The sequence below is a fragment of the Enterobacter sp. JBIWA005 genome (genome assembly GCF_019968805.1).
Lineage (GTDB): Bacteria > Pseudomonadota > Gammaproteobacteria > Enterobacterales > Enterobacteriaceae > Enterobacter > Enterobacter vonholyi.
On the sequence record NZ_CP074159.1, the window covers coordinates 3,210,982 to 3,236,504 of the forward strand.

Annotated in this window: 22 protein-coding genes and 1 tRNA gene; 11 read left to right on the forward strand and 12 right to left on the reverse strand. The window is 56.7% G+C overall.

Features of this window, described 5'->3' with window-relative positions; translation table 11 throughout:
- Window positions 1-12: 12 nt before the first annotated feature.
- The 4 genes from KGP22_RS15220 to yejF are packed head-to-tail and all read left to right on the forward strand — an operon-like array spanning window position 13 to window position 5,538.
- A complete protein-coding gene (locus KGP22_RS15220; protein WP_223579990.1) occupies window positions 13-1,818 on the forward strand; it encodes an extracellular solute-binding protein in 1,806 nt (601 codons plus the stop codon).
- Between the two features lie 9 nt (window positions 1,819-1,827).
- Window positions 1,828-2,922, forward strand: coding sequence for a microcin C ABC transporter permease YejB (locus KGP22_RS15225; protein WP_029740961.1), 1,095 nt, complete (start codon window positions 1,828-1,830; stop codon window positions 2,920-2,922).
- The gene (locus KGP22_RS15230) at window positions 2,922-3,947 is read left to right on the forward strand and encodes an ABC transporter permease (protein WP_223579992.1); all 1,026 of its coding nucleotides are present in this window, start codon (window positions 2,922-2,924) and stop codon (window positions 3,945-3,947) included. The genes KGP22_RS15225 and KGP22_RS15230 overlap by 1 nt, the downstream gene beginning before the upstream one ends.
- Window position 3,948: 1 nt before the next feature.
- A complete protein-coding gene (gene yejF / locus KGP22_RS15235) occupies window positions 3,949-5,538 on the forward strand; it encodes a microcin C ABC transporter ATP-binding protein YejF (protein WP_223579994.1) in 1,590 nt (529 codons plus the stop codon).
- 3 nt (window positions 5,539-5,541) lie between these two features.
- Here the strand turns inward: yejF and KGP22_RS15240 are convergent, their stop codons facing one another.
- From KGP22_RS15240 to rsuA, 3 genes are all read right to left on the reverse strand, one after another.
- Window positions 5,542-5,886, reverse strand: a complete 345-nt coding sequence (locus KGP22_RS15240) for a YejG family protein (protein WP_008500952.1) — start codon at window positions 5,884-5,886, stop codon at window positions 5,542-5,544.
- 279 nt (window positions 5,887-6,165) lie between these two features.
- Window positions 6,166-7,362, reverse strand: coding sequence for a Bcr/CflA family multidrug efflux MFS transporter (locus KGP22_RS15245; protein ID WP_008500953.1), 1,197 nt, complete (start codon window positions 7,360-7,362; stop codon window positions 6,166-6,168).
- Window positions 7,363-7,377: 15 nt separating this feature from the next.
- On the reverse strand, window positions 7,378-8,085 hold the full coding sequence (gene rsuA / locus KGP22_RS15250) for a 16S rRNA pseudouridine(516) synthase RsuA (protein ID WP_021241522.1): 708 nt from the start codon (window positions 8,083-8,085) through the stop codon (window positions 7,378-7,380).
- 152 nt (window positions 8,086-8,237) lie between these two features.
- Here rsuA and KGP22_RS15255 point away from each other — a divergent pair, with 152 nt between their 5' ends.
- Both KGP22_RS15255 and rplY read left to right on the forward strand, forming a co-directional pair.
- Window positions 8,238-9,998 (forward strand): DEAD/DEAH box helicase, encoded by a 1,761-nt coding sequence (locus KGP22_RS15255; protein WP_223579996.1) that lies wholly within the window; start codon window positions 8,238-8,240, stop codon window positions 9,996-9,998.
- A gap of 125 nt (window positions 9,999-10,123) precedes the next feature.
- The gene (rplY, locus tag KGP22_RS15260; protein WP_008500956.1) at window positions 10,124-10,408 is read left to right on the forward strand and encodes a 50S ribosomal protein L25; all 285 of its coding nucleotides are present in this window, start codon (window positions 10,124-10,126) and stop codon (window positions 10,406-10,408) included.
- A 50-nt stretch (window positions 10,409-10,458) separates the two neighbouring features.
- On the opposite strand, the gene yejK is transcribed toward rplY, so the two are convergent.
- Window positions 10,459-11,466, reverse strand: a complete 1,008-nt coding sequence (yejK, locus tag KGP22_RS15265; RefSeq protein ID WP_109845346.1) for a nucleoid-associated protein YejK — start codon at window positions 11,464-11,466, stop codon at window positions 10,459-10,461.
- Window positions 11,467-11,600: 134 nt separating this feature from the next.
- Here yejK and KGP22_RS15270 point away from each other — a divergent pair, with 134 nt between their 5' ends.
- From KGP22_RS15270 to KGP22_RS15280, 3 genes are all read left to right on the forward strand, one after another.
- Window positions 11,601-11,828 carry a YejL family protein gene (locus KGP22_RS15270; protein ID WP_008500958.1) on the forward strand — a complete coding sequence of 76 codons (228 nt, stop codon included), beginning with the start codon at window positions 11,601-11,603 and terminating at the stop codon, window positions 11,826-11,828.
- A 19-nt stretch (window positions 11,829-11,847) separates the two neighbouring features.
- Window positions 11,848-13,608, forward strand: a complete 1,761-nt coding sequence (gene yejM / locus KGP22_RS15275) for an LPS biosynthesis-modulating metalloenzyme YejM (protein ID WP_223579999.1) — start codon at window positions 11,848-11,850, stop codon at window positions 13,606-13,608.
- 72 nt (window positions 13,609-13,680) lie between these two features.
- Window positions 13,681-13,757 (forward strand) — tRNA-Pro (locus tag KGP22_RS15280).
- 36 nt (window positions 13,758-13,793) lie between these two features.
- Here the strand turns inward: KGP22_RS15280 and KGP22_RS15285 are convergent.
- On the reverse strand, window positions 13,794-14,981 hold the full coding sequence (locus tag KGP22_RS15285; protein ID WP_223580011.1) for an MFS transporter: 1,188 nt from the start codon (window positions 14,979-14,981) through the stop codon (window positions 13,794-13,796).
- Window positions 14,982-15,106: 125 nt separating this feature from the next.
- Window positions 15,107-15,367, reverse strand: a complete 261-nt coding sequence (locus tag KGP22_RS15290) for a DUF2534 family protein (protein WP_010433451.1) — start codon at window positions 15,365-15,367, stop codon at window positions 15,107-15,109.
- 209 nt (window positions 15,368-15,576) lie between these two features.
- Here KGP22_RS15290 and eco point away from each other — a divergent pair, with 209 nt between their 5' ends.
- Window positions 15,577-16,080, forward strand: a complete 504-nt coding sequence (gene eco, locus KGP22_RS15295) for a serine protease inhibitor ecotin (RefSeq protein ID WP_223580013.1) — start codon at window positions 15,577-15,579, stop codon at window positions 16,078-16,080.
- Between the two features lie 103 nt (window positions 16,081-16,183).
- Here eco and mqo read toward each other — a convergent pair whose 3' ends face one another.
- Window positions 16,184-17,833 carry a malate dehydrogenase (quinone) gene (gene mqo, locus KGP22_RS15300; RefSeq protein ID WP_047652540.1) on the reverse strand — a complete coding sequence of 550 codons (1,650 nt, stop codon included), beginning with the start codon at window positions 17,831-17,833 and terminating at the stop codon, window positions 16,184-16,186.
- Between the two features lie 187 nt (window positions 17,834-18,020).
- Here mqo and KGP22_RS15305 point away from each other — a divergent pair, with 187 nt between their 5' ends.
- On the forward strand, window positions 18,021-19,310 hold the full coding sequence (locus tag KGP22_RS15305) for a SulP family inorganic anion transporter (RefSeq protein ID WP_223580015.1): 1,290 nt from the start codon (window positions 18,021-18,023) through the stop codon (window positions 19,308-19,310).
- Here the strand turns inward: KGP22_RS15305 and mgtE are convergent.
- The 5 genes from mgtE to apbE form a co-directional block, all read right to left on the reverse strand.
- On the reverse strand, window positions 19,273-20,709 hold the full coding sequence (gene mgtE, locus KGP22_RS15310) for a magnesium transporter (RefSeq protein ID WP_223580016.1): 1,437 nt from the start codon (window positions 20,707-20,709) through the stop codon (window positions 19,273-19,275). The two genes, KGP22_RS15305 and mgtE, sit on opposite strands and share 38 nt — an antisense overlap.
- A 148-nt stretch (window positions 20,710-20,857) precedes the next feature.
- Window positions 20,858-22,501: a multidrug ABC transporter permease/ATP-binding protein gene (locus tag KGP22_RS15315; RefSeq protein ID WP_149366458.1), complete on the reverse strand. Its 1,644-nt coding sequence runs from the start codon at window positions 22,499-22,501 to the stop codon at window positions 20,858-20,860.
- A gap of 69 nt (window positions 22,502-22,570) precedes the next feature.
- On the reverse strand, window positions 22,571-23,227 hold the full coding sequence (gene alkB, locus KGP22_RS15320) for a DNA oxidative demethylase AlkB (protein ID WP_111965294.1): 657 nt from the start codon (window positions 23,225-23,227) through the stop codon (window positions 22,571-22,573).
- A complete protein-coding gene (gene ada / locus KGP22_RS15325; RefSeq protein ID WP_223580017.1) occupies window positions 23,227-24,285 on the reverse strand; it encodes a bifunctional DNA-binding transcriptional regulator/O6-methylguanine-DNA methyltransferase Ada in 1,059 nt (352 codons plus the stop codon). The genes alkB and ada overlap by 1 nt, the downstream gene beginning before the upstream one ends.
- A gap of 72 nt (window positions 24,286-24,357) precedes the next feature.
- A complete protein-coding gene (gene apbE, locus KGP22_RS15330; protein WP_111965292.1) occupies window positions 24,358-25,413 on the reverse strand; it encodes an FAD:protein FMN transferase ApbE in 1,056 nt (351 codons plus the stop codon).
- Between the last annotated feature and the right edge of the window lie 110 nt (window positions 25,414-25,523).

Genomic DNA, 25,523 nt, shown 5'->3' on the forward strand with positions numbered 1-25,523 from the left:
AGCTGCCGCGAGATGCTTATGCGCTTTATGTTGCTGATGTTGGCATTCACGAGCCTGTCCAGCCAGGCGCAAACCATCAAAGAGAATATCGCCTTCGCGGTGATTGGCGAGCCGAAATACGCGGTCAATTTTACGCACTTCGATTACGTCAACCCAGCCGCGCCGAAGGGCGGAAAGGTCACGCTTTCCGCCACGGGAACCTTCGACAACTTCAACCGCTTCGCCCTGCGCGGCGTGGCGGCCGCGCGGACGGAATCGCTTTACGATACGCTCTTTGTCACCTCTGATGACGAGCCCGGCAGCTACTATCCGCTTATTGCCGAGAACGTGCGTTACGCCGATAACTTCGCCTGGGCGGAGATCTCCCTTAACCCTCGAGCTCGTTTTCATGACGGTACGCCGGTTAAGGCCAGCGACGTTGCGTTCACCTTTCATAAATTTATGACCCAAGGCGTTCCCCAGTTCCGCATCGTGTATAAAGGCGCGTCGGTCAGAGCCATTGCGCCGCTTACCGTGCGCATCGAGCTGAGCGAACCAAATAAAGAGAACATGCTCAGCCTGTTCTCGCTGCCGGTGATGCCGGAATCGTTCTGGAAAAGCCACAAGCTGAGCGACCCGCTTTCCACGCCTCCTCTGGCTGGCGGTCCCTACCGCATCACCGACTGGCGCATGGGGCAATATGTCGTCTATTCCCGCGTCAAAGACTACTGGGCAGCCAATCTGCCGGTAAACCGCGGACGCTGGAACTTCGACACCCTTCGCTATGATTACTACCTTGACGATAACGTGGCGTTTGAAGCGTTCAAAGCGGGGGCCTTCGATTTGCGGGTCGAGAGCAGCGCCAAAAACTGGGCGACCCGCTATATCGGCAAAAATTTCGCCAAAGGCTATATCGTCAAAGACGAGCATAAAAATGAGTCTGCGCAAGACACGCGATGGCTGGCGTTTAATATTCAGCGTCCGGTATTTAATGACCGCCGGGTGCGGGAAGCCATCTCCCTGGCTTTCGATTTTGAGTGGATGAACAAAGCACTGTTTTACGGGGCTTACAGCCGCGCAAACAGCTATTTCCAGAACACGGAATATGCCGCGCGCGATTACCCGAAAGCCGACGAGCTGATTCTGCTGGCACCCCTTAAAGCAGAGGTACCGCCCGAGGTGTTTACAACAGTGTTTCAGCCGCCTGCTTCAAACGGTGACGGCTACGACCGTGACAACCTGCTGAAGGCCAGCAAGCTGCTGGATGAGGCGGGCTGGCACCTGAAGAATCAAAAACGTGTGGATGCCAATACGGGCAAGCCGCTCAGCTTTGAGCTGCTGCTCTCGTCCGGGGGCAACGACCAGTGGGTACTGCCGTTTAAGCACAATCTTGAGCGGCTGGGCGTGACCATGAACATTCGCCAGGTTGATAACGCGCAGATCACCAGCCGCATGCGCAGCCGCGATTACGACATGATGCAGCGCCTGTGGCCCGCCCAACCGTGGCCCAGCACGGACCTGCAAATCTCCTGGGCCTCCAGCTACATCGACTCCTCGTACAATGCGCCGGGGGTAAAAAGCCCGGCGATTGACGCGCTGATTGCTAAAATCGTGGCGGCACAGGGGGATAAAGAAAAGCTCCTGCCGCTCGGGCGCGCCCTCGACAGGGTCTTAACCTGGAACTACTACATGCTGCCGATGTGGTATATGGGCGAAGATCGCCTTGCGCGCTGGGATAAGTTCTCCGTGCCTGCCGTGCGCCCTGTCTATTCCCTGGGCTTTGATACCTGGTGGTATGACGTTAACAAAGCCGCCAGACTTCCCGCTGAGCGGCGATAAGGAATCATCATGGGTGCCTATCTTATCCGTCGTCTCCTGCTGGTCATCCCCACCCTGTGGGCCATCATCACGATTAACTTTTTTATCGTGCAAATTGCTCCCGGCGGCCCGGTCGATCAGGCAATTGCCGCCATTGAATTTGGCAACAGCGGCGGCATGCCCGGCGGCGGCGGTGAAGGCATGGGCGCAAGCCATGCGCGAACCGGCGTAGGGAATATCAGTGAAAGCCATTATCGCGGCGGACGCGGGCTGGATCCGGAAGTGATCGCCGAGATCACCCACCGCTACGGCTTTGACAAACCGATTCACGAGCGCTATTTCAAAATGCTCTGGGATTACATCCGCTTTGATTTTGGCGATAGCCTGTTTCGCAGTGCGTCAGTGTTAACGCTGATCAAGCAAAGCCTGCCGGTTTCGATCACGCTGGGGCTGTGGGGAACGCTGATTATCTATCTGGTCTCTATACCGCTTGGGATCCGCAAAGCGGTGTATAACGGTAGCCGCTTCGATATCTGGAGCAGCACTTTCATTATCATCGGCTATGCCATCCCGGCGTTTCTGTTTGCCGTCCTGCTGATCGTCTTTTTTGCCGGGGGAAGTTATTTTGACCTCTTCCCGCTGCGGGGGCTGGTCTCCGCCGATTTCAGTTCCCTGCCGTGGTATCAGAAAATCACCGACTACCTCTGGCATATCACACTGCCGGTTCTGGCCACGGTCATTGGCGGGTTTGCGGCCCTGACCATGTTGACCAAAAACGCCTTTCTCGATGAAATTCGTAAGCAGTACGTTGTTACTGCCCGCGCCAAGGGCGTGAGCGAGAAGCAGATCATGTGGAAACACGTGTTCCGCAATGCCATGCTGCTGGTAATCGCCGGGTTTCCGGCCACGTTCATCGGCATGTTTTTTACCGGCTCGCTGCTGATAGAGGTCATGTTCTCGCTCAACGGTCTGGGGCTGCTGGGCTATGAGGCTACCGTATCGCGCGATTATCCGGTGATGTTTGGCACACTCTATATTTTCACCCTGATTGGCCTGCTGCTGAATATCATCAGTGATATCAGCTATACGCTGGTCGATCCCCGAATCGATTTTGAGGGCCGCTGATGCCGCGTTTAAGCCCCGTCAATCAGGCCCGCTGGGCCCGTTTTCGCCACAACCGCCGCGGCTACTGGTCGCTGTGGATTTTTGCCGTGCTGTTTGCCTTGAGCATGTGTTCGGAGCTGATCGCCAACGACAAGCCGCTGCTGGTGCATTTTAACGATCGCTGGTACGTGCCGGTCATCGCCAGCTACAGCGAAAGCGACTTTGGCGGCCCGTTTGCGACACGGGCGGAATATCAGGATCCGTGGCTTCGCCAGCAGATTGAGCAGCACGGCTGGGCGCTCTGGGCGCCGGTGCGCTTTGGCGCAAACAGTATAAACTTCGCTACCACGGCCCCCTTCCCTTCCCCGCCCTCCGCGCAAAACTGGCTGGGAACGGATGCTAGCGGCGGCGACGTGCTGGCACGCATCCTGTACGGCACGCGAATATCGCTTCTCTTTGGGCTGATGCTGACGCTCTTCTCCAGCGTGATGGGCGTTGTGGCGGGCGCCGTTCAGGGTTACTACGGCGGGAAAATTGACCTGTGGGGCCAGCGTATCATCGAAGTCTGGTCTGGTATGCCAACGCTGTTTCTGATAATCCTGCTTTCCAGCGTCGTACAGCCCAACTTCTGGTGGCTATTAGGCATCACCGTCCTGTTCGGCTGGATGGCGCTGGTCGGCGTGGTGCGGGCGGAGTTTCTGCGCACCCGCAATTTCGACTATATCCGCGCGGCGCAGGCGCTTGGCGTTAGCGACCGGAGTATCATCTTCCGCCATATGCTGCCCAACGCCGTGGTGGCAACGCTCACCTTCCTGCCGTTTATTCTGTGCAGCTCCATCACCACCCTCACCTCGCTGGATTTTCTCGGTTTCGGGCTACCGCTGGGTTCCCCGTCGCTAGGCGAACTGCTGCTGCAGGGTAAGAACAACCTCCAGGCGCCGTGGTTAGGCATCGCCGCCTTTCTTTCCGTGGCCGTGCTGCTGTCGCTGCTGATTTTTATTGGCGAAGCCGTGCGGGATGCCTTTGATCCGAACAAGGCGGTATAAGATGACCCAACCTCTTCTGAGTATTGATAACCTGTCGATTGCTTTTTCAAAGCAGGGTGAGACGCGCACCGTGGTCAACGATTTATCGCTGCAGATCCAGCCCGGGGAAACGCTGGCTCTGGTCGGCGAATCGGGTTCAGGCAAAAGCGTTTCGGCGCTCTCCATCCTGCGGCTGCTGCCTTCTCCGCCGGTGAGCTATCCGCAAGGGGACATTCTTTTTCACGGCCGTTCGCTGCTGCATGCAGACGAACATACCCTGCGCCGCATTCGCGGCAACAAAATCGCGATGATCTTCCAGGAGCCGATGGTTTCACTTAACCCTCTGCACAGCCTCGAAAAACAGCTTTATGAAGTGCTCTCCCTGCACCGAGGGATGCGCAAAGAGGCCGCGCGGGGAGAAATTCTGGATTGTCTTGAACGAACGGGCATACGCAATGCGACCAAACGGCTGAATGATTTTCCGCATCAGCTCTCCGGCGGCGAACGCCAGCGCGTGATGATCGCCATGGCCCTGCTGACGCGCCCCGAACTGCTGATTGCCGACGAGCCCACAACGGCGCTGGACGTGACGGTACAGGCGCAAATACTGACGCTGCTGCGGGAACTGCGTGACGAGCTGAACATGAGCCTGCTGTTTATCACGCACAACCTGAGCATTGTGAGAAAGCTGGCCGACAGCGTCGCGGTGATGCAAAACGGACGCTGTGTTGAACAGAATACGGCGTCCGCGCTGCTGAGTGCCCCACAGCACCCCTATACGCAGCACCTGCTCGACAGCGAACCCTCCGGCGACCCGGTTCCTCTCGATGCGGACAGCACGCCGCTGCTGCGCGTTGAGGATCTGTCCGTCTCGTTCCCGATCCGCAAAGGTATTCTGCGACGCATTGTCGATCGCAACCCGGTGCTGAAAAACCTCCGCTTCTCGCTGCGCCCGGGTGAATCCCTGGGGCTGGTAGGCGAATCCGGCTCGGGCAAAAGCACCACCGGTCTGGCGCTGCTGCGCTTAATCGCCTCGCAGGGGGAAATCCTGTTTGACGATATGCCGCTGCACCGCTGGAACCGCCGCCAGATGCTGCCCGTGCGTCCCCGCATGCAGGTGGTTTTTCAGGATCCCAACTCCTCGCTTAACCCGCGGCTCAGCGTGTTACAGATTATCGAAGAGGGTTTGCGCGTCCATCAGCCCGGCCTGAGCGCGCAGCAACGCGAGCAGGAGGTCATTCGGGTAATGATTGAAGTGGGTTTAGATCCCGAGACGCGCCACCGCTACCCTGCGGAATTTTCCGGTGGGCAGCGCCAGCGTATCGCCATTGCCCGCGCGCTGATCCTCAAACCGGAGCTGATTATTCTGGATGAACCGACGTCATCGCTGGACAGGACCGTACAGGCGCAGATCCTGGCGCTGCTGAAAGGGTTACAGGAAAAGCACCGGCTGGCCTATATCTTTATCAGCCATGATTTGCAGGTGGTGCGGGCGTTATGCCATCAGGTGATTGTGTTGCGTCAGGGAGAGGTGGTCGAGCAGGGTGATTGCCAGCGCGTATTTAGCGCGCCAACGCAGCGCTACACGCGCCAGCTGTTGTCGTCAGACTAGCGCTCAGAATGGATACTGGCCGGAGAAAGGCTCTGCAATAGCAACGCCAAAATTTTTCAGACGGCAGGTGGCAGCAAACTCGTCCTGGCTTTTCACAAACAGGCACGGCTCACCTTCGCACTCCAGTACGGAGCTGTCCACTTCGATATCCGTCAGGGCCTGACTGAGACGCTCCATCACCCGCCAGGCATTTTCGTCGCTCGGGCTCAGCAGCTTGAGCGCCACCAGGCAGTTTTCACAGCCCGCGACGTTTTGCGGAATCGGTTCAACTTTCGAACCAGCAAAACCCGCCGACCAGCGATAGCTCTGGGGCAAGCGATGGACAATAGAAAGTTGTAATGTATTCACGTTCGTTCCCCGGAAGCAAAATTTACTTCACAATTTATTTACATTTATAGTAACACATCATCGTCAGCCTGCACTATTCAGCACTTTTTTATCGGTATTCAGGCTCGCGTCGGCGCTATATGTACCCGTTTCTGCGATCTAACTCAACCTTTTTGAATACAATGATGTGACTTTTTACACAAATAGATTTTACATAAAATAAACAAACACGGAATAAACGAACGGGGGTTTGGTTGATATGCATCAACAAAAAAGGCCCTTCCGGGCCTTCTCTGCGTTTTAGTGGGCCGCTTTTCGCGGTCGACTGGCGTAAAGATAGAAGAGTATCGAGCTGGTTGCGCAAAAAGCCATCGCCCACAGCATGGGCCATGCCGTCGTAAAGGTGGCCATCGAAAGCAACGCCCCGACGATAGCGCCGATGCCGAAGCGGAACGTCCCTGCCAGAGATGATGCGGTTCCTGCCATGTGCGGAAACTCATCCAGGATCACCGCCATCGCATTGGACGACACCATCGACACGCAGCCAACAAAGGCCGCCACGCCGACCACCAGCGCCCAGAAGCCCACGCCCAGAAACGCGCTCACCACCAGCCAGATCGCCATCACAAACTGGATCCACAGCCCGGCGCGGAACATGTTCAGCGCCCCCACCCGCCGGACAAAGCGGCTGTTGATGATGGTCATGATGAACAGGAAGACGATGTTAAGCGCAAAGTAATAGCCGAAGTGCTGCGGCGAAACGTGGTTCAGCTCGATATAGACAAACGGCCCGGCGCTCAGGAAGGAGAACATTCCGGCGAAGCTGAACCCGCTTGCCAGCATATAGCTGAGCACGCGCTTGTGGCGAAACAGCGAGGCAAAGTTGCCGATGGTGGTACGGATGTGAAACTTCTGGCGGCGCTCGACGGGAAGCGTTTCATCAATAAAGAAGAAGATCATCGCGGAGGCCAGCAGCGCGGCCAGGGCCAGGATCCAGAAAATCACATGCCAGCTGAACCACACCAGCACCGCACCACCGGCCATTGGCGCCACCAGCGGCGCAATCGTCGTCACCAGCATGACAAACGACATCATGCGGGAGAACTCTTCTTTGGGGTAGATATCGCGCATCAGGGCGTTAATCACCACGCTTGCCGCTGCCGCCGCCAGACCGTGGAAGAAACGCATGATAATCAGATGATCGATAGTCTGCGCCAGCGCGCAGGCAACCGCTGCGGCCGCAAACACCAGCGTCCCGCCCAGAATGACCGGCTTGCGTCCAAGGCTGTCGGCCATCGGGCCATAAAACAGCTGGCCGAGGGCAAAGCCGAGAATATAGGTGCTGAGCGTCATCTGCGCGCTGCCCGCCGGGACGCCAAACTGCGCGGAAATGACCGGCAGCGCGGGCAGATACATATCAATTGACAGCGGCATCAGCATGGCCAGCAGGCCAAGAATGAAGACGATTTTGAACGACGAGTGTGGCCTGGTGGTCACAGAGTTCTCCTGAAATTAGTGCGAAGGCAGACCGACGCTGGCGATCTCTTCTTCCGTTAACGGGCGATATTCGCCAGGCGCCAGGTCGGGATCGAGTTCAATCGCACCAATCCGTTCGCGATGCAGGCCAACAACGTGGTTCCCCACCGCGGCAAACATACGTTTCACCTGATGGTAGCGCCCTTCGCTGATGGTCAGGCGGACCTCCGTCGGAGTGATGACTTCGAGCACCGCCGGTTTGGTCAGATCTTTTTCATTATGCAGCTGAACGCCTTTCGCGAAGTGCTCTGCCGTGTCATCCGACACCGGTGACTCCAGCGTCACGAGATAGGTTTTCTCGCAGTGGTGGCGTGGAGAGGTGATGCGATGCGACCACTGACCGTCGTCGGTCATCAGCACCAGCCCGGTGGTGTCGATATCGAGTCGACCTGCGGCGTGCAGCTTGTGCGCCACCGGCTCGTCGAGGAAATAGAGCACCGTCGGGTGATCCGGATCGTCCGTTGAGCAGACGTAGCCTTCCGGCTTATTGAGCATGAAGTAGCGCGGACCGTGCTGCTGGGTCAGCGGATTGCCGTCATACTCCACCTGATGGTCAGGTTGCAGTTTGAACGCGCTGTCTCTCACAATGTCGCCATCCACGGTAACGCGGCTGGCGCGAATTTCGCGCCCGGCAATAGCGCGGCTTACGCCGAGTTGCTGAGCGATAAACTTATCAAGTCGCATGAAATCTTTTTAGCCTTAATGGTGCAGGAAGTCGGACAACAGGTCCGAAAAAAGAAGCAGTATGGAACGGTTCAGTATAATGGTCTGGTTGCGCCACTCAAGGGAAAAAGTTTCGTGGCATACTATGTGCGGAATAACGAAACCGAGACCCCATGACTTTTACACTTCGTCCCTATCAGCAGGAAGCCGTTGACGCCACCCTCGCCTGGTTCCGTAAACATCGCGAGCCGGCGGCGATTGTGCTCCCAACCGGCGCAGGCAAAAGCCTGGTCATCGCCGAACTGGCGCGTCTGGCCCGCGGCCGCGTGCTGGTGCTGGCGCACGTTAAAGAGCTCGTCGCGCAAAACCATGCCAAGTATTGTGCGCTTGGGCTGGAAGCCGATATTTTCGCCGCCGGGCTAAAGCGTAAAGAGAGCCACGGCAAAGTGGTGTTTGGCAGCGTGCAGTCGGTGGCGCGCAATCTGAACCTGTTTCGCAGCGAATTTTCGCTGCTGATTGTCGACGAGTGTCACCGCATCAGCGACGACGACGACAGCCAGTATCAGCAAATCCTGTCGCACCTGAAAGAGGTGAACCCTCACCTGCGCCTGCTGGGCCTGACGGCGACCCCGTTTCGCCTGGGGAAAGGCTGGATCTATCGTTACCATTATCACGGCATGGTGCGCGGCGATGACAAGGCCCTGTTTAGCGACTGCATCTACGAGCTTCCTCTGCGCTACATGATTAAACATGGCTACCTGACGCCGCCTGAACGGCTGGATATGCCGGTGGTGCAGTACGATTTCAGCCGCCTGCAGGCGCAGAGCAACGGGTTATTCAGCGAAGCGGATCTTAACCAGGAGCTGAAAAAGCAAAAGCGCATTACGCCGCATATCATCAGCCAGATAGAGGAGTTCGCCGCGACGCGCAAAGGGGTGATGATCTTTGCCGCCACCGTTGAGCACGCGCGAGAAATCACCGGGTTACTGCCCCCCGGCGACGCGGCGCTCATCACCGGCGAGACGCCCGGCCCCGAGCGCGACCGCCTGATTGAGGCCTTTAAAGCCCAGCAGTTCCGCTATCTGGTTAATGTATCGGTATTGACCACCGGCTTTGACGCCCCGCACGTCGACCTGATCGCTATTTTGCGTCCGACCGAATCGGTCAGTCTGTATCAGCAAATTGTTGGCCGCGGCCTGCGTCTGGCGCCGGGGAAAACCGACTGCCTGATTCTGGATTATGCCGGTAACCCGCACGATCTCTATACGCCTGAGGTCGGCGCGCCAAAAGGGAAAAGCGACAACGTGCCCGTGCAGGTCTTTTGCCCTGCCTGCGGGTTTGCCAACACCTTCTGGGGAAAAACCACCGCCGACGGTACGCTGATCGAACATTTTGGCCGCCGCTGTCAGGGCTGGTTTGAAGATGATGACGGGCATCGCGAGCAGTGCGATTTTCGTTTCCGCTTTAAAAACTGCCCGCAGTGCAACGCCGAAAACGACATTGCCGCTCGCCGCTGTCGGGAATGCGACACGGTGCTGGTTGACCCGGACGACATGCTGAAAGCGGCATTAAAGCTGAAAGATGCGCTGGTGCTGCGCTGTTCCGGCATGGCGTTGCAGCCCGGCGCCGATGAAAAAGGTGAATGGTTGAAAATCACCTATTACGATGAAGACGGGGCGGACGTCAGCGAGCGCTTCCGGCTCCAGACGCCTGCCCAGCGAACGGCCTTCGAACAGCTGTTTATTCGCCCGCACACCCGCACCCCGGGGGTGCCCCTGCGCTGGATCACCGTGGCGGATATCGTGCGCCAGCAGGTGCTATTGCGCCATCCGGATTTTGTCGTCGCCCGCAAAAAAGGCCAGTTCTGGCAGGTGCGCGAGAAACTCTTTGACTACGAAGGTCGCTTCCGTCGCGCCAACGAATTGCGCGGTTAGCGGGACTTTTCATTGATGTGGGGGGCATTTGAGTATAAAATGCCGCCCGCTTCACATCCGTGAGGCAGAACACTCACCTGCTGCTGGGTCGCCTGTAGTAGGGTTTTAAATACAGAGAGAAATCAATGTTTACTATCGAAGCAGAAGTACGTAACGTGCAGGGTAAGGGTGCGAGCCGCCGCCTGCGTACCGCTAACAAGTTCCCGGCTATCGTTTACGGTGGCGAAGCTGCTCCAGTTGCCATCGAACTGGATCACGACAAACTGTGGAACCTGCAGACCAAAGCTGAATTCTACAGCGAAGTTCTGACCATCGTTGTTGGCGGTAAAGAAGAAAAAGTGAAAGTTCAGGCTGTTCAGCGTCACGCGTTCAAGCCAAAACTGACTCACATCGACTTCGTTCGCGCGTAATCGCAAACCTGTCGAAAAAAACCCCGCTTCTGCGGGGTTTTTTGTGCCTGCTATTTACCGCCCGAGGTGCGGCGCTGAAGCTGATCGCGCAGATTCGGCGGCGTACCCTTAATGGTCAGCGTATCGGTGGCCGGATCCCAGAAGATACGTTCACCCAGCAGCATCGCATCAAAGTTGATGGTTAACCCACCGCCGCTGCCGGCAAACTTGGTTAACTGACGCAGCGTGCTTCGATCCGCCGGGAAGCTCTCTTCAAGCTCATAGCCCTTCTCTGCGGTAAACTCTTGGAAGCTGACTTCGCTGACGCCCGCTAGCTCTTTTGACAGCGACTCCAGCTCAATCTCTTCCCCTGCCTGCAGCTGTTCGTTGCAGTAGCTGTAAACCTGCTGACGCACCGTCTGGCGCTCAGATTTATCGAGCTGCGCTTCGGCTGTGAAATCGTCAACCGCCTGGAGCAGCCCTTTGTTCTGCGCTTTGGCGTTAAGCCCTTCACTGGCACCGAGGAAGTCCATAAAGAAATCCGCCACTTTGCGGCCCACGCGTCCCTTCAGGAAAGTCAGGTAGCGGGTCGACTCCGGGTTGGTTTCCCACTCGGTCAAATCAATACGCGCCACGATATCCGCATGGTTAATGTCCAGATAATGCGTCGAGCTGATATCCAACTGCTCGTTCACGCGCATGCTGCTTAAGTTATTCAGCACGGTAACCAGCAGATACTCGACCGCCAGATAGCGGTAGTGGCAGAACAAGACAATCCCGCCGTCGGCGAACGGATATTTAGCCAGCTCGTCGCGCAGACGCCCGGTTGCCGCACGGCTAAACGCCAGGAAATCCTCTTCACCCTGGCGCTGCAGGCGCAGGCTATCGGCCAGTTCACTGTCTTCGCTGAAAAGACCATAGGCTTTATTTTTGGCGCTGTAGACGCGATGCAGCTCTGCCATCATCTCCACCACGGTCGCCGTGGGTTCCAGTAACGAATCGCGCAGCACCACTTCAAGGGTTTGCTCATCACGCTTGATAAGCTGGTGCAAGGCAATCTGGTTGATTTCCAGACTCATGATAAACTCTCCTTTTAGACCGGGCGGTATTCAACCACCACCAGGACATGTGTGCAACAACAGATAAAAAAGGGGAAAAAAAGCTGTTGCTACGGTAATATGTTGCCCTTTCATCAACAAACTGATTTTGATTTATGCCACAACATTCCCGCTACAGTGATGAACACGTTGAACAACTGCTCAGTGAGCTGGTCAACGTACTGGAAAAACATAAAACGCCGACCGATCTCTCCCTGATGGTTTTGGGAAATATGGTCACCAACCTGATTAACACCAGCGTTGCTCCGGCTCAGCGTCAGGCGATCGCAAAATCTTTCGCCCAGGCTTTACAGTCGTCCGTCAGCAACGACCCGGCCCATTAAGGGATACGAACAACAGTTTATGGTGACGAATCGTCAGCGCTACCGTGAAAAAGTCTCCCAGATGGTCAGCTGGGGGCACTGGTTTGCCCTGTTCAACATTCTGTTGGCGACGGTCATTGGCTGTCGTTATCTGTTTGTCGCAGACTGGCCAACAACGCTAACCGGGCGTGTCTACTCCTGGATAAGCGTTGTCGGTCACTTTAGCTTTTTGGTTTTCGCCACCTATCTGCTGATCCTGTTCCCCCTGACGTTTATCGTCATGTCGCAGCGTCTGATGCGGTTCTTATCCGCCATCCTCGCGACGGTGGGGATGACGCTGCTGCTTATCGACAGTGAAGTGTTCACCCGCTTCCACCTGCATCTTAACCCCATCGTCTGGGAACTGGTGATTAACCCCGACCAGAACGAAACGGCACGTGACTGGCAGCTGATGTTTATCAGCGTCCCGGTGATCCTGTTGATTGAGATGCTGTTTGCGACGTGGAGCTGGCAAAAGCTCCGCAGCCTGACCCGGCGACGCCATTACGCGAAGCCCGTCGCCGCGCTCTTTTTCGTCTCCTTTATCAGTTCGCACATCATGTATATCTGGGCGGATGCGAACTTCTATCGCCCTATTACCATGCAGCGCGCGAACCTGCCGCTCTCGTACCCGATGACGGCCCGTCGTTTCCTCGAGAAACACGGCCTGCTTGACGCTCAGGAGTACCAGCGCCGTCTTATCGAGCAGGGTAATCCTGAAGCCGTCAGCGTGCAGTATCCTCTGAGCGATCTACGCTATCGCGATATGGGGCGCGGGCAAAACGTCCTGCTGATCACCGTTGATGGCCTGAACTATTCCCGTTACGAGAAGCAGATGCCTGTACTGGCCGATTTCGCGAGTCAAAACGTCTCGTTTACTCAGCATATGAGCTCCGGTAACACAACCGACGCGGGCATCTTTGGCCTCTTCTATGGCATTTCAGCCGGATACATGGACGGCGTACTCTCTACCCGCACGCCTGCGGCGCTGATCACCGGGCTGAATCAGCAGGGCTATCAGTTAGGGTTGTTCTCATCCGATGGCTTTAACAGCCCGCTCTACCGCCAGGCACTACTGTCCGATTTCTCACTGCCAGCGGCACAAAATCAGTCCGATGCGCAGACCGCCGGCCAATGGATAAACTGGCTTCAGCGCTACGCGCAGGAAGATAACCGCTGGTTCTCATGGGTTGCCTTTAACGGCACAACGCTTGCTAACAGCAATAAGAGTGATTTCGCGCGCCGCTATGGCCGCGCGGCGGGTGATGTTGATGCGCAGATTGGCCGCGTGCTTGACGCGCTACGTGAGTCCGGCAAGCTGGATAACACCGTGGTGCTCGTGACCGCAGGCCATGGCGTCCCGTTAGGTGACGAGACGAAGAGCATGAGCTGGTCACGCCCGAACCTGCAGGTTCCGCTGGTGATCCACTGGCCTGGCACCCCGGCGCAGCGCATCAATATGCTTACCGAGCATAAAGATGTGATGACTACCCTGATGCAACGCCTGCTGCATGTCAGCACGCCAGCGAACGAGTATTCGCAGGGACAGGATCTCTTCAGCGCTGCGCGCCGCCATAACTGGGTCACGGCTGCCGGGAATGACACGCTGGTGGTGACCACACCGAAGCTGACGCTGGTGCTGAACAGTAACGGGAATTATCAGACGTATAATCTGCAGGGTGAACGGTTGAAGGACCAGAAACCGCAGCTGAGCCTGCTGCTGCAGGTCCTGACGGATGAGAAGCGCTTCATCGCTAACTGATTAATAATAAACCAGTTAGCGACAGATTCCCTTGCATTCAAAACGGAATCGAGTAGTATTCTTTTTATGCGTCGGCACGTAGCGCAGCCTGGTAGCGCACCGTCATGGGGTGTCGGGGGTCGGAGGTTCAAATCCTCTCGTGCCGACCAAAAACATACTGAAAACCAGCCTGATGGCTGGTTTTTTTATTTCGCCTCGTCCGGGGTTTTGCGCAGATACACCAGCGTAGCCAGACAAATCACCGCTCCGGCATAAAACGTATATTCCGCGCCAAACGTTTCCCATATCGCGCCGGCTCCCACGCTGGCGATTAATAATCCCACGCCGCTGACCAGACTAAAAATACCGAAAGCAGTGCCGCGCAGATCGGGCGGTGCGGTTTTAGCGATCATTGCCGCCAGTAATCCCTGGGTCATACCCATATGTACTCCCCAAAACGCGACGCCCAGAAGCATTCCAGCCCAGTGGGTGCTCAGCGCCAGCACAACATCTGCCCCAATCAGCATCACCAGGCCCCACTGCAGTAATCGGGTGTGGCTCATCCCGTCCGATAACTTGCCAAACGGATAGGCAGAGAGGAAATAGAGCAGATTCATGGCCACCATCACCAGCGGGATCAGCGCCAGCGGCACCCCCGACTGCTGTGCGCGCAGCACAAGAAATGCTTCACTGAAACGTGCGAGCGTGAAGATGGCTCCCAGGCCAATGACCCACCAGCAGCCTTTCCCGAGACGCCTGAGGTTCTCTTTTTTGATGGGGTTCGTGCGTTTATGTTCGACGGGCGTTTTCGGCTCATGCAGGCCGAAGAAAAGCAGCGCCACGGCGAGCACGCCGGGGATCACCGCGATCCAGAAAATCGTGCGGAAGTCATCGTTCCACAGCAGCATTAATCCTACGGCCAGCAGCGGCCCGAGAAATGCACCGACGGTGTCCATAGACTGACGCAGCCCAAAGGCCGCGCCGCGAAGTTCCGGCGGCGTAACATCAGCAACCAGCGCATCGCGCGGCGCTCCCCGTATCCCCTTCCCGACCCGGTCGATTAAGCGCGCCCCAAGGATCATGCCGGAAGAAGAGGCGATAGCGAACAACGGTTTACTCAATGCGCCAAGACCGTAGCCCAGAACCGCCAGTCCTTTACGCTTGCCCAGATAGTCACTGATGGCGCCGGAAAACACCTTGATAAACAGCGCCGTAGCTTCAGCCAGACCTTCAATCAAACCAATGAAAATAACGCTGGCGCCCAGCGTCGTCACCATAAACAGCGGCAGCAGGCTGTGGATAATCTCCGAGGAGATATCCATTAACATACTGACGCCGCCCACCACCCAGACTCCTTTCGGGATCCGGCTGAGCGTTGCAAACCGGGATAACATTGCGCATCTCCTGCTTCATGTTGAAATGTCTTGTTCGAAACAGAATATCCTGGAAATGCGAATAAAAATTATTAGACATAAAAAAAGCCACCCCGCAGGATGGCTTCGATATCGCAAATCGGCGTCTAGTGTTTATCACGTCCGCCCAGGAAGAAAATGCCCAGCGGGATGGCCAGCAGAACGGTGAACACCAGGCTGTAGACAAAGATCATCGCCGACTGCAGGACATACATGCTGGTTGTCCAGGCAGAGAGAGGAATGTTGTACTGTTCGATAACGCCTACAATGGTGGCACGCCCCACGCACGCGGCAGCAATCATAAACACAACCAGCAGCGCCAGGAGGAACTTGCGGCCTTCAGGCGTTTTCAGTTTTGCACGAACCATCTCTCTTCCCTTTTACAGATGAATAACATTATAGAGGGTCTAAAATAACACAAACGCCTGCCGGACTCCACGCCAGTACAAATCTCTACTTAAATGGCAAATATGTGGTTTATTGCGCTATTAATATTGAAAATGTAAGTAAATAACACCAATCATTCATAATTGATATGTTAACCTGTGCAGGATCGTTTTGACATAAAGGAATGACAATGAAAAACGCACCTAAATTTGCCATCGCACTCATCGCCGCCGCATGTGTCAGCACCAGTGCTTTCGCCAGCGAAACACCTAAAGAGCAGCCGCTGGAAAAAGTCGCCCCGTACCCGAAAGCGGATAAAGGGATGAAGCGTCAGGTGATCCAGCTACCGGCACAGCAGGATGAAGCGAATTTCAAAGTGGAGCTGTTGATTGGCAAGACGCTGGAAGTGGATTGCAACCAGCATCGTCTGGGCGGTCAGCTGGAAAGCAAAACGCTGGAAGGCTGGGGTTATGACTACTACGTCTTTGATAAAGTGACCTCTCCGGTCTCCACCATGATGGCCTGCCCGGACGGCAAGAAAGAGAAGAAATTTGTGACAGCGTATCTGGGCGACAATAGCCTGCTGCGCTACAACAGCAAGTTGCCGATCGTGGTTTATACGCCTGAAAATGTCGACGTTAAATATCGCGTGTGGAAGGCCGATGAGAATGTCGGACAAGCGGTAGTACGTTAAAACCAGGTCGGGTGCGCTCTGGTGACCTCACCCCAGCCCTCTCCCATCGGGAGAGGGAGAAAGCAGCAAAAACGGCAACCTATGTTGCCGTTTTGCTTTTACCTTACAGCGCGATATCCGCAACCGGTTTGTTTTCCGGCTGGGGCTTCAGCTCCGCTTTCGGCGCAGCATCCGCAGCCTGCGGTTTGATGTACTGCAGCTGCAGTACGCGGCTGGTGTATTCCAGCTCCTGCTCCGTCGCGTCCACGTTACCGTTCAGCTTCGTGCCGTAGGATGGAATAATGGTTTTCAGCTTCGCCTGCCATTCCGGACTGGCGACTTTATCTTTAAACACTTTTTCCATCAGGTGCAGCATGATTGGCGCAGCGGTAGACGCACCCGGTGACGCGCCCAGCAGCGCGGCGATTGTGCCATCCTTATCGCTCACCACTTCGGTACCCAGACGCAGCACGCCACCCTCTTTCGGATCGCGCTTGATGATCTGAACGCGCTGACCCGCCTGCCACAGACGCCAGTCTTCTTTCTTCGCCTGAGGATAGTACTCTTTCAGCGCTTCGAAACGGTCGTCGTCAGAGAGCATCACCTGGCTAATCAGGTATTTCACCAGATCGAAGTTATCCAGACCCACGTCCATCATCGGCTTGACGTTAGAGGTGGTGGTTGCGCTCAGCAGATCCCACAGGGAGCCGTTTTTCAGGAATTTAGTGGAGAAGGTCGCGAACGGTCCAAACAGCACGACGCGTTTGCCGTCAAGCATACGGGTGTCGATGTGTGGAACGGACATTGGCGGCGCGCCCACGGAAGCCTGACCGTACACTTTTGCCAGATGACGATTCACCACTTCCGGGTTATCGGACACCAGGAACTGACCGCCGACCGGGAAGCCCGCGTAGTCGTCAGCTTCCGGAATACCGGACTCCTGCAGCAGCTTCAGCGCCGCGCCGCCCGCACCGATGAAGACAAACTTCGCCTTGATGACGTGTTCAGCTTCATTGTTTTTCAGATCGGCAACGGTCACGCTCCAGCTATTATCCGCGTTGCGCTTGAAACCGCGCACTTCGGTGCTGAGCTGCAGATTGAAGTTCTCTTTTTTCTTCAGAGACGTCACCAGCTGACGGGTAATTTCACCGTAGTTAACGTCAGTACCAATTTCGGTACGGGTCGCCGCCACTTTCTGGTTCGGGTCACGACCTTCCATGACCAGCGGAGCCCACTCTTTAATCTGCGCGTGGTCTTCAGAGTATTTCATCCCGCGGAACAGCGTGCTCTGCTGCAGAGCGGCGTAGCGCGCGCGCAGGAAGTTGACGTTCTGCTCGCCCCACACAAAGCTCATGTGCGGCACGGTGTTGATGAAGGAGTGCGGGTCGTGCAGCACGCCGCTGTTGACCTGATGAGACCAGAACTGGCGAGAAACCTGGAATGCTTCGTTGATTTCTACTGCCTTCTCGATACTAATGGAACCGTCCTTTTTCTGCGGCGTATAGTTCAGTTCCATGAGTGCCGAATGGCCGGTACCGGCGTTATTCCAGCCGTTCGAACTCTCCTGCGCCACGCCATCAAGGCGCTCGACCATGGTCATAGACCAGTCCGGCTGCAGTTCTTGCAGATAGGTTCCCAGCGTGGCGCTCATGATCCCGCCACCGATTAAAAGGACGTCCGTTTCCTGCTCTTTTGGTGCGTCAGCTTTCGCCGCCATGGAGACGGTGTTAAGCCCCACGGCCAGAGAAAAGAGCATGGCAGTCATTTTTTTCATAATTTATGCCTTAGTGTAAAAGTGCTTGATGCGTGGAAATTGCAGGTGAAAAAAGCTGCGGTGGCACGGTAACAACTTTTAAATATTGTTTAAAGGTTACGAAATTATTGTAATTGTGAAATTTAATGATGGATTGTTTGTGAGGAATTAGCGATGCGTCTGGTAAAGCGCGGTTTTACTGGCTAGTATGTTGCGTTTTGTGATCGCGCGCACGGAAGCCTGCCCTAACCAGCGAACTGTTATGTCCTTACCCCATTCTGCTGTATCCCCCGAAGAGCGCGTAGCCAACGTGCTGCGTTCCCCTAAGAAGCTGACGCGCGAAACGCTGGCAGGCGTGATTACCGCCCTGGCTCTGATCCCCGAAGTCATCTCGTTTTCGGTGGTCGCGGGCGTTGACCCGAAGGTCAGCCTGATCGCTTCCGTAGTGCTGTGTCTCGCCCTGTCCGTACTCGGTGGTCGTCCGGCGATGGTCACGGCAGCGGCCGGTTCCGTGGCGCTGGTCATTGGCCCGATGGTGCATCAGCACGGCGTGCAGTACATTCTTCCCGCCGTGCTCATGGCTGGCGTGATTCAGATTCTGTTTGGCGTGCTGGGCATGGCAAGGCTGATGCGCTTTATTCCCCAGTCGGTCATGACCGGGTTTGTTAACGCCCTGGGCATTTTGATCTTCTTAGCTCAGGTGCCGCATTTCTGGAGCCGAAGCCCGCTGATTGTGGGCCTGTTCGTGCTGACGCTGCTGATCGTGCTCTGGGTGCCGCGATATATCAAAAGCATCCCTTCCCCGCTGATTGCGATTGTGCTGTTAACCTTGTTTACCGTTTCAACCGTGCAAAGCCTGCCGACCGTGGGCGATGAAGGCTCAATGAGCGGCAGTTTGCCGGGACTTAGTGAACTTCTGGTCCCCCTCAATTTACAGACGCTGAGCATTATCTGGCCGTGCGCGTTGAGCATCGCCTTTGTCGGCCTGCTGGAGTCCCTGCTCACGGCAAAGCTGGTGGATGAACTGACCGCGACACCGTCAAGTAAACGCCGCGAAAGCATTGGATTAGGCGTCGGCAATATTCTGGCCGGATTTTACGGTGGTATTGCAGGCTGCGCGATGATAGGACAAACCATCGTTAACGTGGAGATGGGGAAAGGCCGAAGCCGCATTTCAACCTTCGCTGCGGGCATCGTGCTGCTGATCCTGGTGACGGCGCTCAGCGAGGTGATGGCCAACATCCCGATGGCGGTGCTGGCGGGCATTATGGCGATCGTCGCCGTCAAAACCTTCAGCTGGCACAGCCTTCAGCCCACCACGCTGAAAACGGCCCCGATAGCGGAAACGGTCGTCATGCTGGTCACCGTTGCCGCCACGGTATCAACCGGCAATCTGGCAATTGGCGTGCTGGGCGGAATTATCGTCATGGCACTCCTCCCCGCCCGCATTAAGCGTCGGCTTAAAGAAGAAAAATCGTCGCCAGTCCAAGAAAAATAAAGAAACCGCCGGTATCGGTGATGGCGGTGATCATCACGCTCGACCCCACCGCGGGGTCGCGCCCCAGTTTGGTCATGGTCAACGGGATAATGACGCCCATCATCGATGCCACCAGCAAATTCAGCACCATCGCCAGCATCATCACTCCGCCTAACGCCATATCGTCATACAGCCACCAGGTGATGCCGCCCATAATGCCGCCCCATACCAGGCCGTTGATCAACGCCACCCCCATCTCTCTGAAGATCAGAAAGGCGAAGTTGCCGGGCTGAATATTTTCCAGCGCCAGCGCGCGGACGATCATGGTGATGGTCTGGTTTCCGGTGTTGCCGCCAATCCCGGCCACAATCGGCATCAGCGAGGCCAGCGCCACCAGCTGCGAAATAGTGTGTTCAAAGCCGTCAATCACGCGGGAGGCGATAAACGCGGTACACAGGTTAATGGCCAGCCACGCCCAGCGCGTTTTCACCGCCTTGCCGACGGAGGCATGGACGTCATCTTCTGCGCTGATCCCTCCGAGCGCACGCAGATCGTTATCGGTTTCTTCGTAGACCACGTCAACGATCTCGTCGATGGTCAGACGCCCCATCAGTTTGCCGACGGAATCCACGACGGCAGCACTCACGAGGTCGTCACGTTCGAAGGTTCGCGCCGCTTTCTCCGCATCGTCTTCCGGGGAGAAGACCATCGGCTCGTTTTCCATCACCTCGCTCACCTTCCGCTGGGTGCTGTTGAGCAGGATGGTTTTCAGCTCCAACTCGCCGAGCAGGGTTTTGTCCCGGGAGGTGACAAACAGCTTATCGGTGTTGTCCGGCATTTTGCCCAGGCGACGCAGATAGCGCTGTACGGTACCGAGCGTCACGTCCGGTCGCACCGTGATAACGCCGAACTCCATGATCGCGCCGACGCTGTTTTTCTCATAGTGCATCACCTGACGCACGCGCGCCCGCTCCTCTGCAGGCAGTGACGCCAGCAGGCGACCGGTCAGGTTTCGCGGCAGGTGCTGAACGAGGTAAATCTGCTCGTCGATATCCAGCGTTTGCAGAGCGTCGAGAATATCCCGGTCGCTCATCTCGTCGATCAGGTCGTCCCAGACGTTTTCGGAGGCCTCAAGCAGCACCCGTCCGCGCTCGTGATCCTGTACCAGACGCCAGAGGGCGTGACGTTCTTCCGAGGGAAGCGCTTCAAGGGTGTCCGCCAGATCCGGCGGGGGTAAGTGAGCAACCAGCGCACCTACCTCAGCAATATCGTCGGCCAGAGTGCCGACATCATATTGCTCAGCCAGGGTGAGTTTGCCTAATAGCGTAGAAGTGACCGCTTTATCGGTCGTAAGGAGCCAGATGAGTCGCGCGCGCTCCTGGTCACGCTGTCTGGCGCTGTTTTTCTTTAATACCGACATCAATCATAAATCCATTAAATGAGTTGGGGTTAAGCATAGCGCGGGGATATGTAAATAAGAATAAACAACGGGCCGGGATGGAGAAAAAAGCGGCATTACGGCCACGATCTCTCCCCTCTCCCTGTGGGAGAGGGTTTGGGTGAGGGCATCAGGCCGTACGCGCCACCGCGTCACGCGATGCCGCATCGCGCTCTTCACCGGTCAGCTCGCTCAGCCTGCCGTCGCGCATCTCCAGCAGGCGGTCAGCATGCATGAAGTAGTGATCGTCGTGGCTGATGGCGAAAATGGTTTTGCCCATCTCCTGCATCAGCGGCAGCAGCACCTGATAAAATTCGCGGCGGAAATGCGGGTCCTGATCCGCTGCCCACTCGTCGAGCAGGATGATGTCACGCTCTTCCGCCAGCGCCAGCAGCAGCGCCACGCGCTTTTTCTGCCCTTTGGAAAGCTTCAGGTTGAGGATCTTCCCGTCCTGTAACTCCAGCTTGTGCGACATCTGCAGCTGCGCCAGCCATTTTTCCACCAGCGCCGGATTAGCCTGCTGCCCATCCGGCCCCAGCAGCCGATCGAACAGCCAGACGTCGGTGAATACCGCCGAGAAAAGCTTGCGGTAATCTTCGGGTTTCTCCGCGCTCAGCGCCCTGCCATCCAGCAAAATCTCGCCCGACTGCGGCTGATAAAGCCCGGTGAGCAGCATAGCCAGCGTCGATTTACCACTGCCGTTGCCGCCAATCAGGAACAACAGCTCGCCGCGGCGGATCGTCAGGTTGATCGGCCCTACGGAGAAGGCGCTGTCCTGATAGCGGAACGTGACGTTACGTAGCTCGAGCGTCTGCCAGTTCGGGAAGGCCTGCGGGCGCGGAAATTCTGCCTGGAACGGCGCGAGATCGAATTTTTTGAGCTTATTAAAGGCCACCTGCGCACTCAGCAAGGTGGGCAACGCGCCGACCGCCGAGAGCAGCGGCGTGCGCAAAAACAGCAGCGTCAGTGAGTATGTTGCCGCTACGTTGGTGTCCGCCCAGCCCAGGCTGTTCGCCATCCAGAATACCAGGCCAATGGCACCCAGCATCATAATGTTTGACCAGTTCACAGCGCTCAGGTGGAAGGTATCGGCGCGAATGATGTGGTGCCGGTATTCGCGCGCGTCCGGAATATAGAGATTGTTAAAGATATACTCGGCGCGCTCGCGGTTCAGGGTGAGTTCTTTACGCCCTTCCAGTACCGTCTGGTAATCGTTATAGAGCTTATCTTCGGTTTCGCGCAGCACCGCCATATGTTTATAGACGCGCGACACCAGCATAAAACCGCCCCAGATGGTGATGGCGATCCACAGTGCAGTCACCGCCAGCATTTTGGTGGAGAGCCAGGCGAGATAGGCCGCCGAGCCAAAGGTCAGAATGATCCCCTGCACCAGCTCCGGCAGACGAACGAACGCGATGGTAATGGCGCGCACGTCGCTGGTCAGCCCCGCCAGCAGGGAGGCGCTGCCGAGCTGCTCAACGCGCTCTATTTGGGTGTCCAGGATCCGCTTGATAAACTCACTGCGCAAACGAAAAACGAAATGGTGGCCAAGCGCGGTCAGCGCCAGCTGTGAGCCGAGCGTAACCGCCATCAACAGCAGCAAAAGGCCAAGAAACTCCGGCAATACGGAGAGCGAGGTGTCGACCATTTCTATCAACCGCACGTTAATAAATGCGATCAGGCCAATACCCAGCGCGGCGCTGGCAAGGCTTAACGCCATAACGGCGATGAAGGGCCAGCGATACTGACGCCAGACGAGGAGAAGTAGTTGCATGCAGGCAATCCGGACAATAAAAATCAGCCAGCAGTGTAAACTGCCTTGCGCGGACATCAAGAATAATTCTTATTTTAGTTTATTCATCCCCGCCTGACGGAAGGTCAGATTAAAGCGGTACTCACCCGTGAGGGGGTGGACGCCGGGTTTCAACGGCTGAATGCCGTGATAATAAAGCCGCGATTCCCTGCCCCACACCACCACATCGCCATGTTCCAGCATGATGCGTTTGAGCGGATCGTTGCGGCGTAATCCCCCAAACTGGAAGACGGCGGGCAGACCTAACGATACCGAGACGATAGGCGCGCGCAGATCGGGTTCATCCTTATCCTGATGCAGCGAGAGCTTTGCGCCAACGGCATAGCGGTTAATCAGGCAGGCATCCGGCCGAAAGTCAGGATACTCGGCTGCCACGGCGGCCTCATGGCAAAGCGCCTGAAAAACCGCAGGCATCGGAGGCCAGGGCTGGCCGGTCGCAGGATCGTTCGGGGCATACAGATAGCCCCGCTCGTTCGTCGCCCAGCCCAGTTCGCCGCAGTTGGCCATGGCCACCGACATGGTGTAGCCGCCCGGCGTCACCATATGGCGAAACGGTGAAACCGCTGTGACCTCTTCAATTCCGGCAAGCAACGCCTCCGCACGGGAGAGAGCAAAGCGACGCAGGATAACCGCCCCCGGCGCAAGCGGCTCCTGCCAGGGTTCAGCATCCGCAAAAAGATCGAGCATTATCCCTCCCGGCGTTTCGCCTCACGTTTCAGTAATAGCGCTTTTCGCGCCGTTCCCCAGCGGTAGCCCGACAGCACGCCGTCGTTGCGAACCACGCGATGACAGGGGATCACAATTGCCAGCGTGTTTGCCGCACAGGCTCCGGCAACGGCGCGTACCGCCCTGGGCTGGCCAATCGCCTGCGCCACCTGCTGGTAACTTGCCGTTTCGCCGCAGGGAATGTTGCGAAGTGCCTGCCAGACGCGCTGCTGGAAAGCGGTTCCACGAATATCCAGCGGCAGCGCAAGCGGTACATCGTGGTGATCGATACTGGCAATCACCTGCTTGACCCGCTGTGCGAAATCCTCTTCCAGCGGCGCATGCGCTGCTTTTGGAAAATGCGCGGCAAGCTCTTCGGCTAATTCTTCATCACTGTCACCCAGCAGGATCGCGCAGATCCCCCGCTCGCTTTCCGCAACCAGACAGCGTCCCAACGAACAGTCATCGATGGCATACCGCACGGCCACCTCTCCTTTACGGTACTGCTTCGCCGTCATGCCCAGCGCATCGTTGGCTTTACGATAATAGCTGCTGCTGTCGGGAAATCCCGCCGCCAGCACGGCGTCGGTAATTTTGTCTCCCTGCGCAAGCGCGGTGCGCAGACGCTGACCCCGCGCAGCCTGCTGCCAGGCTTTTGGCGTCATGCCGGTCACGGCTTTAAACAGACGGTGAAAATGGAAAGGACTCATGGCGACCTGCTCCGCCAGCTTCTCCAGGGTTAACGCAGGATCCTGCTCCAGAAGCCGGCAGGCATGTTCCACTTTTGCCAGCTTCTGCGCCTGCGGATCGCGTTTGTCCGGCATGCAGCGCTTGCACGGGCGAAACCCTGCCTGAACGGCATGCCGGGCATCAGGATAAAAACGGACATTTTTACGCAGCGCGTGGCGGGCGCGACATGACGGACGGCAGAAAATACCCGTTGTCTGCACGGCGAAGACAAACTGATCGTCAGCGAGCGGATCGCGGGCCAGTACGGCCTGCCAGCGATCCTCATCGGTAATTAAGGTTGGGTTTTTCATGATCGGCTCCTCGTATAAGCATACATAGAGCGTGCCTGAGCGCCACCGATAAAAAACCCGCAACCTTGCTTTTTAATTTTTGTCGCTGACCAGGAAACTGTTGAACTGCGGCGAGCTCCAGGTTTTAAACCCGTCGCCCTCTTTAACAATCATATAAACCGCCAGCCCTTCCTGACGGACCACCTCTTTAGCTTTTTCCGGGCCGAGAACCATTAACCCGGTATCCCAGGCATCCGCTTCCAGCGCGGTGGGGGCAATGACCGTCACTGAGACCAGATTATGCGTGATGGGGCGCCCGGTCTGCGGATCGATAACATGTGAAATACGCTTCCCGTCAAGCTCGTAATAGTTACGATAGCTTCCGGATGTACTGATGCCATGTCCGTTGATATCCACTATCGCCTGCACGGCATTTTGCCGATCGGTTGGTTTTTGAATCGCTACGCGCCACGGCTTATCGCTGGCGTTCATGCCCCGGCTGACCAGCGCGCCGCCAACCGAAACCAGATAACGGGAAATGCCTTCCTGCGCCATCAGTGCAGCAAGATGATCCGCCGCATAGCCTTCCCCGACCGTTGACAGATCGACAAACAGATCGGGAATATCTTTTTGCAGGTACTGCTGCCCGTACTGGTTGATCACCGTCAGATGCTGCAGCCCCGTTCGGGCGCGGGCGTCATCAATGGCCGCCTGTTCAGGCGTCTTCACAGGCTGTTTATTCGGGCCAAATCCCCAGAGGTTCACCAGAGGGCCGACGGTCACATCCATCGCCCCGTTAGTTTTGTAACCCACGCGTATGGATTCAGTCACGATATCGGCCATCGCCTCGCTCACCGGCCACAGAGAGGTACTGGTGGAGAGATTAAAGCGCATCAGCGCCGAGTCATTTTTATAGGTTGAGAGCAGCTGATCGTCGGCGTCCAGCTGCGCCTGAATTTTGCTGCGAAGCTCATCCGTGCGAGTTTTATCGAGGTTCATCACGCTGACGCGCCAGAAGGTTCCCATCGTTTTGCCTTCGAGCACCGTCGCGGCGGGTGCATCGGTTTTCGCCACGGGCGCGGGATCGTCACACGCGGTCAGGAAAAAAAGCATAGCCAGAAAGCTGGCGCGTAAAAAAGTCATGTCCATTCATTATTATCCTCATGCCAGGGCGGCAAGAGTACACCAAAACGGGTGAGTAGTGAGCATCGGGGAAGCACAAAAAAGGGGCCATCAGGCCCCTTACGTCACACGATAAA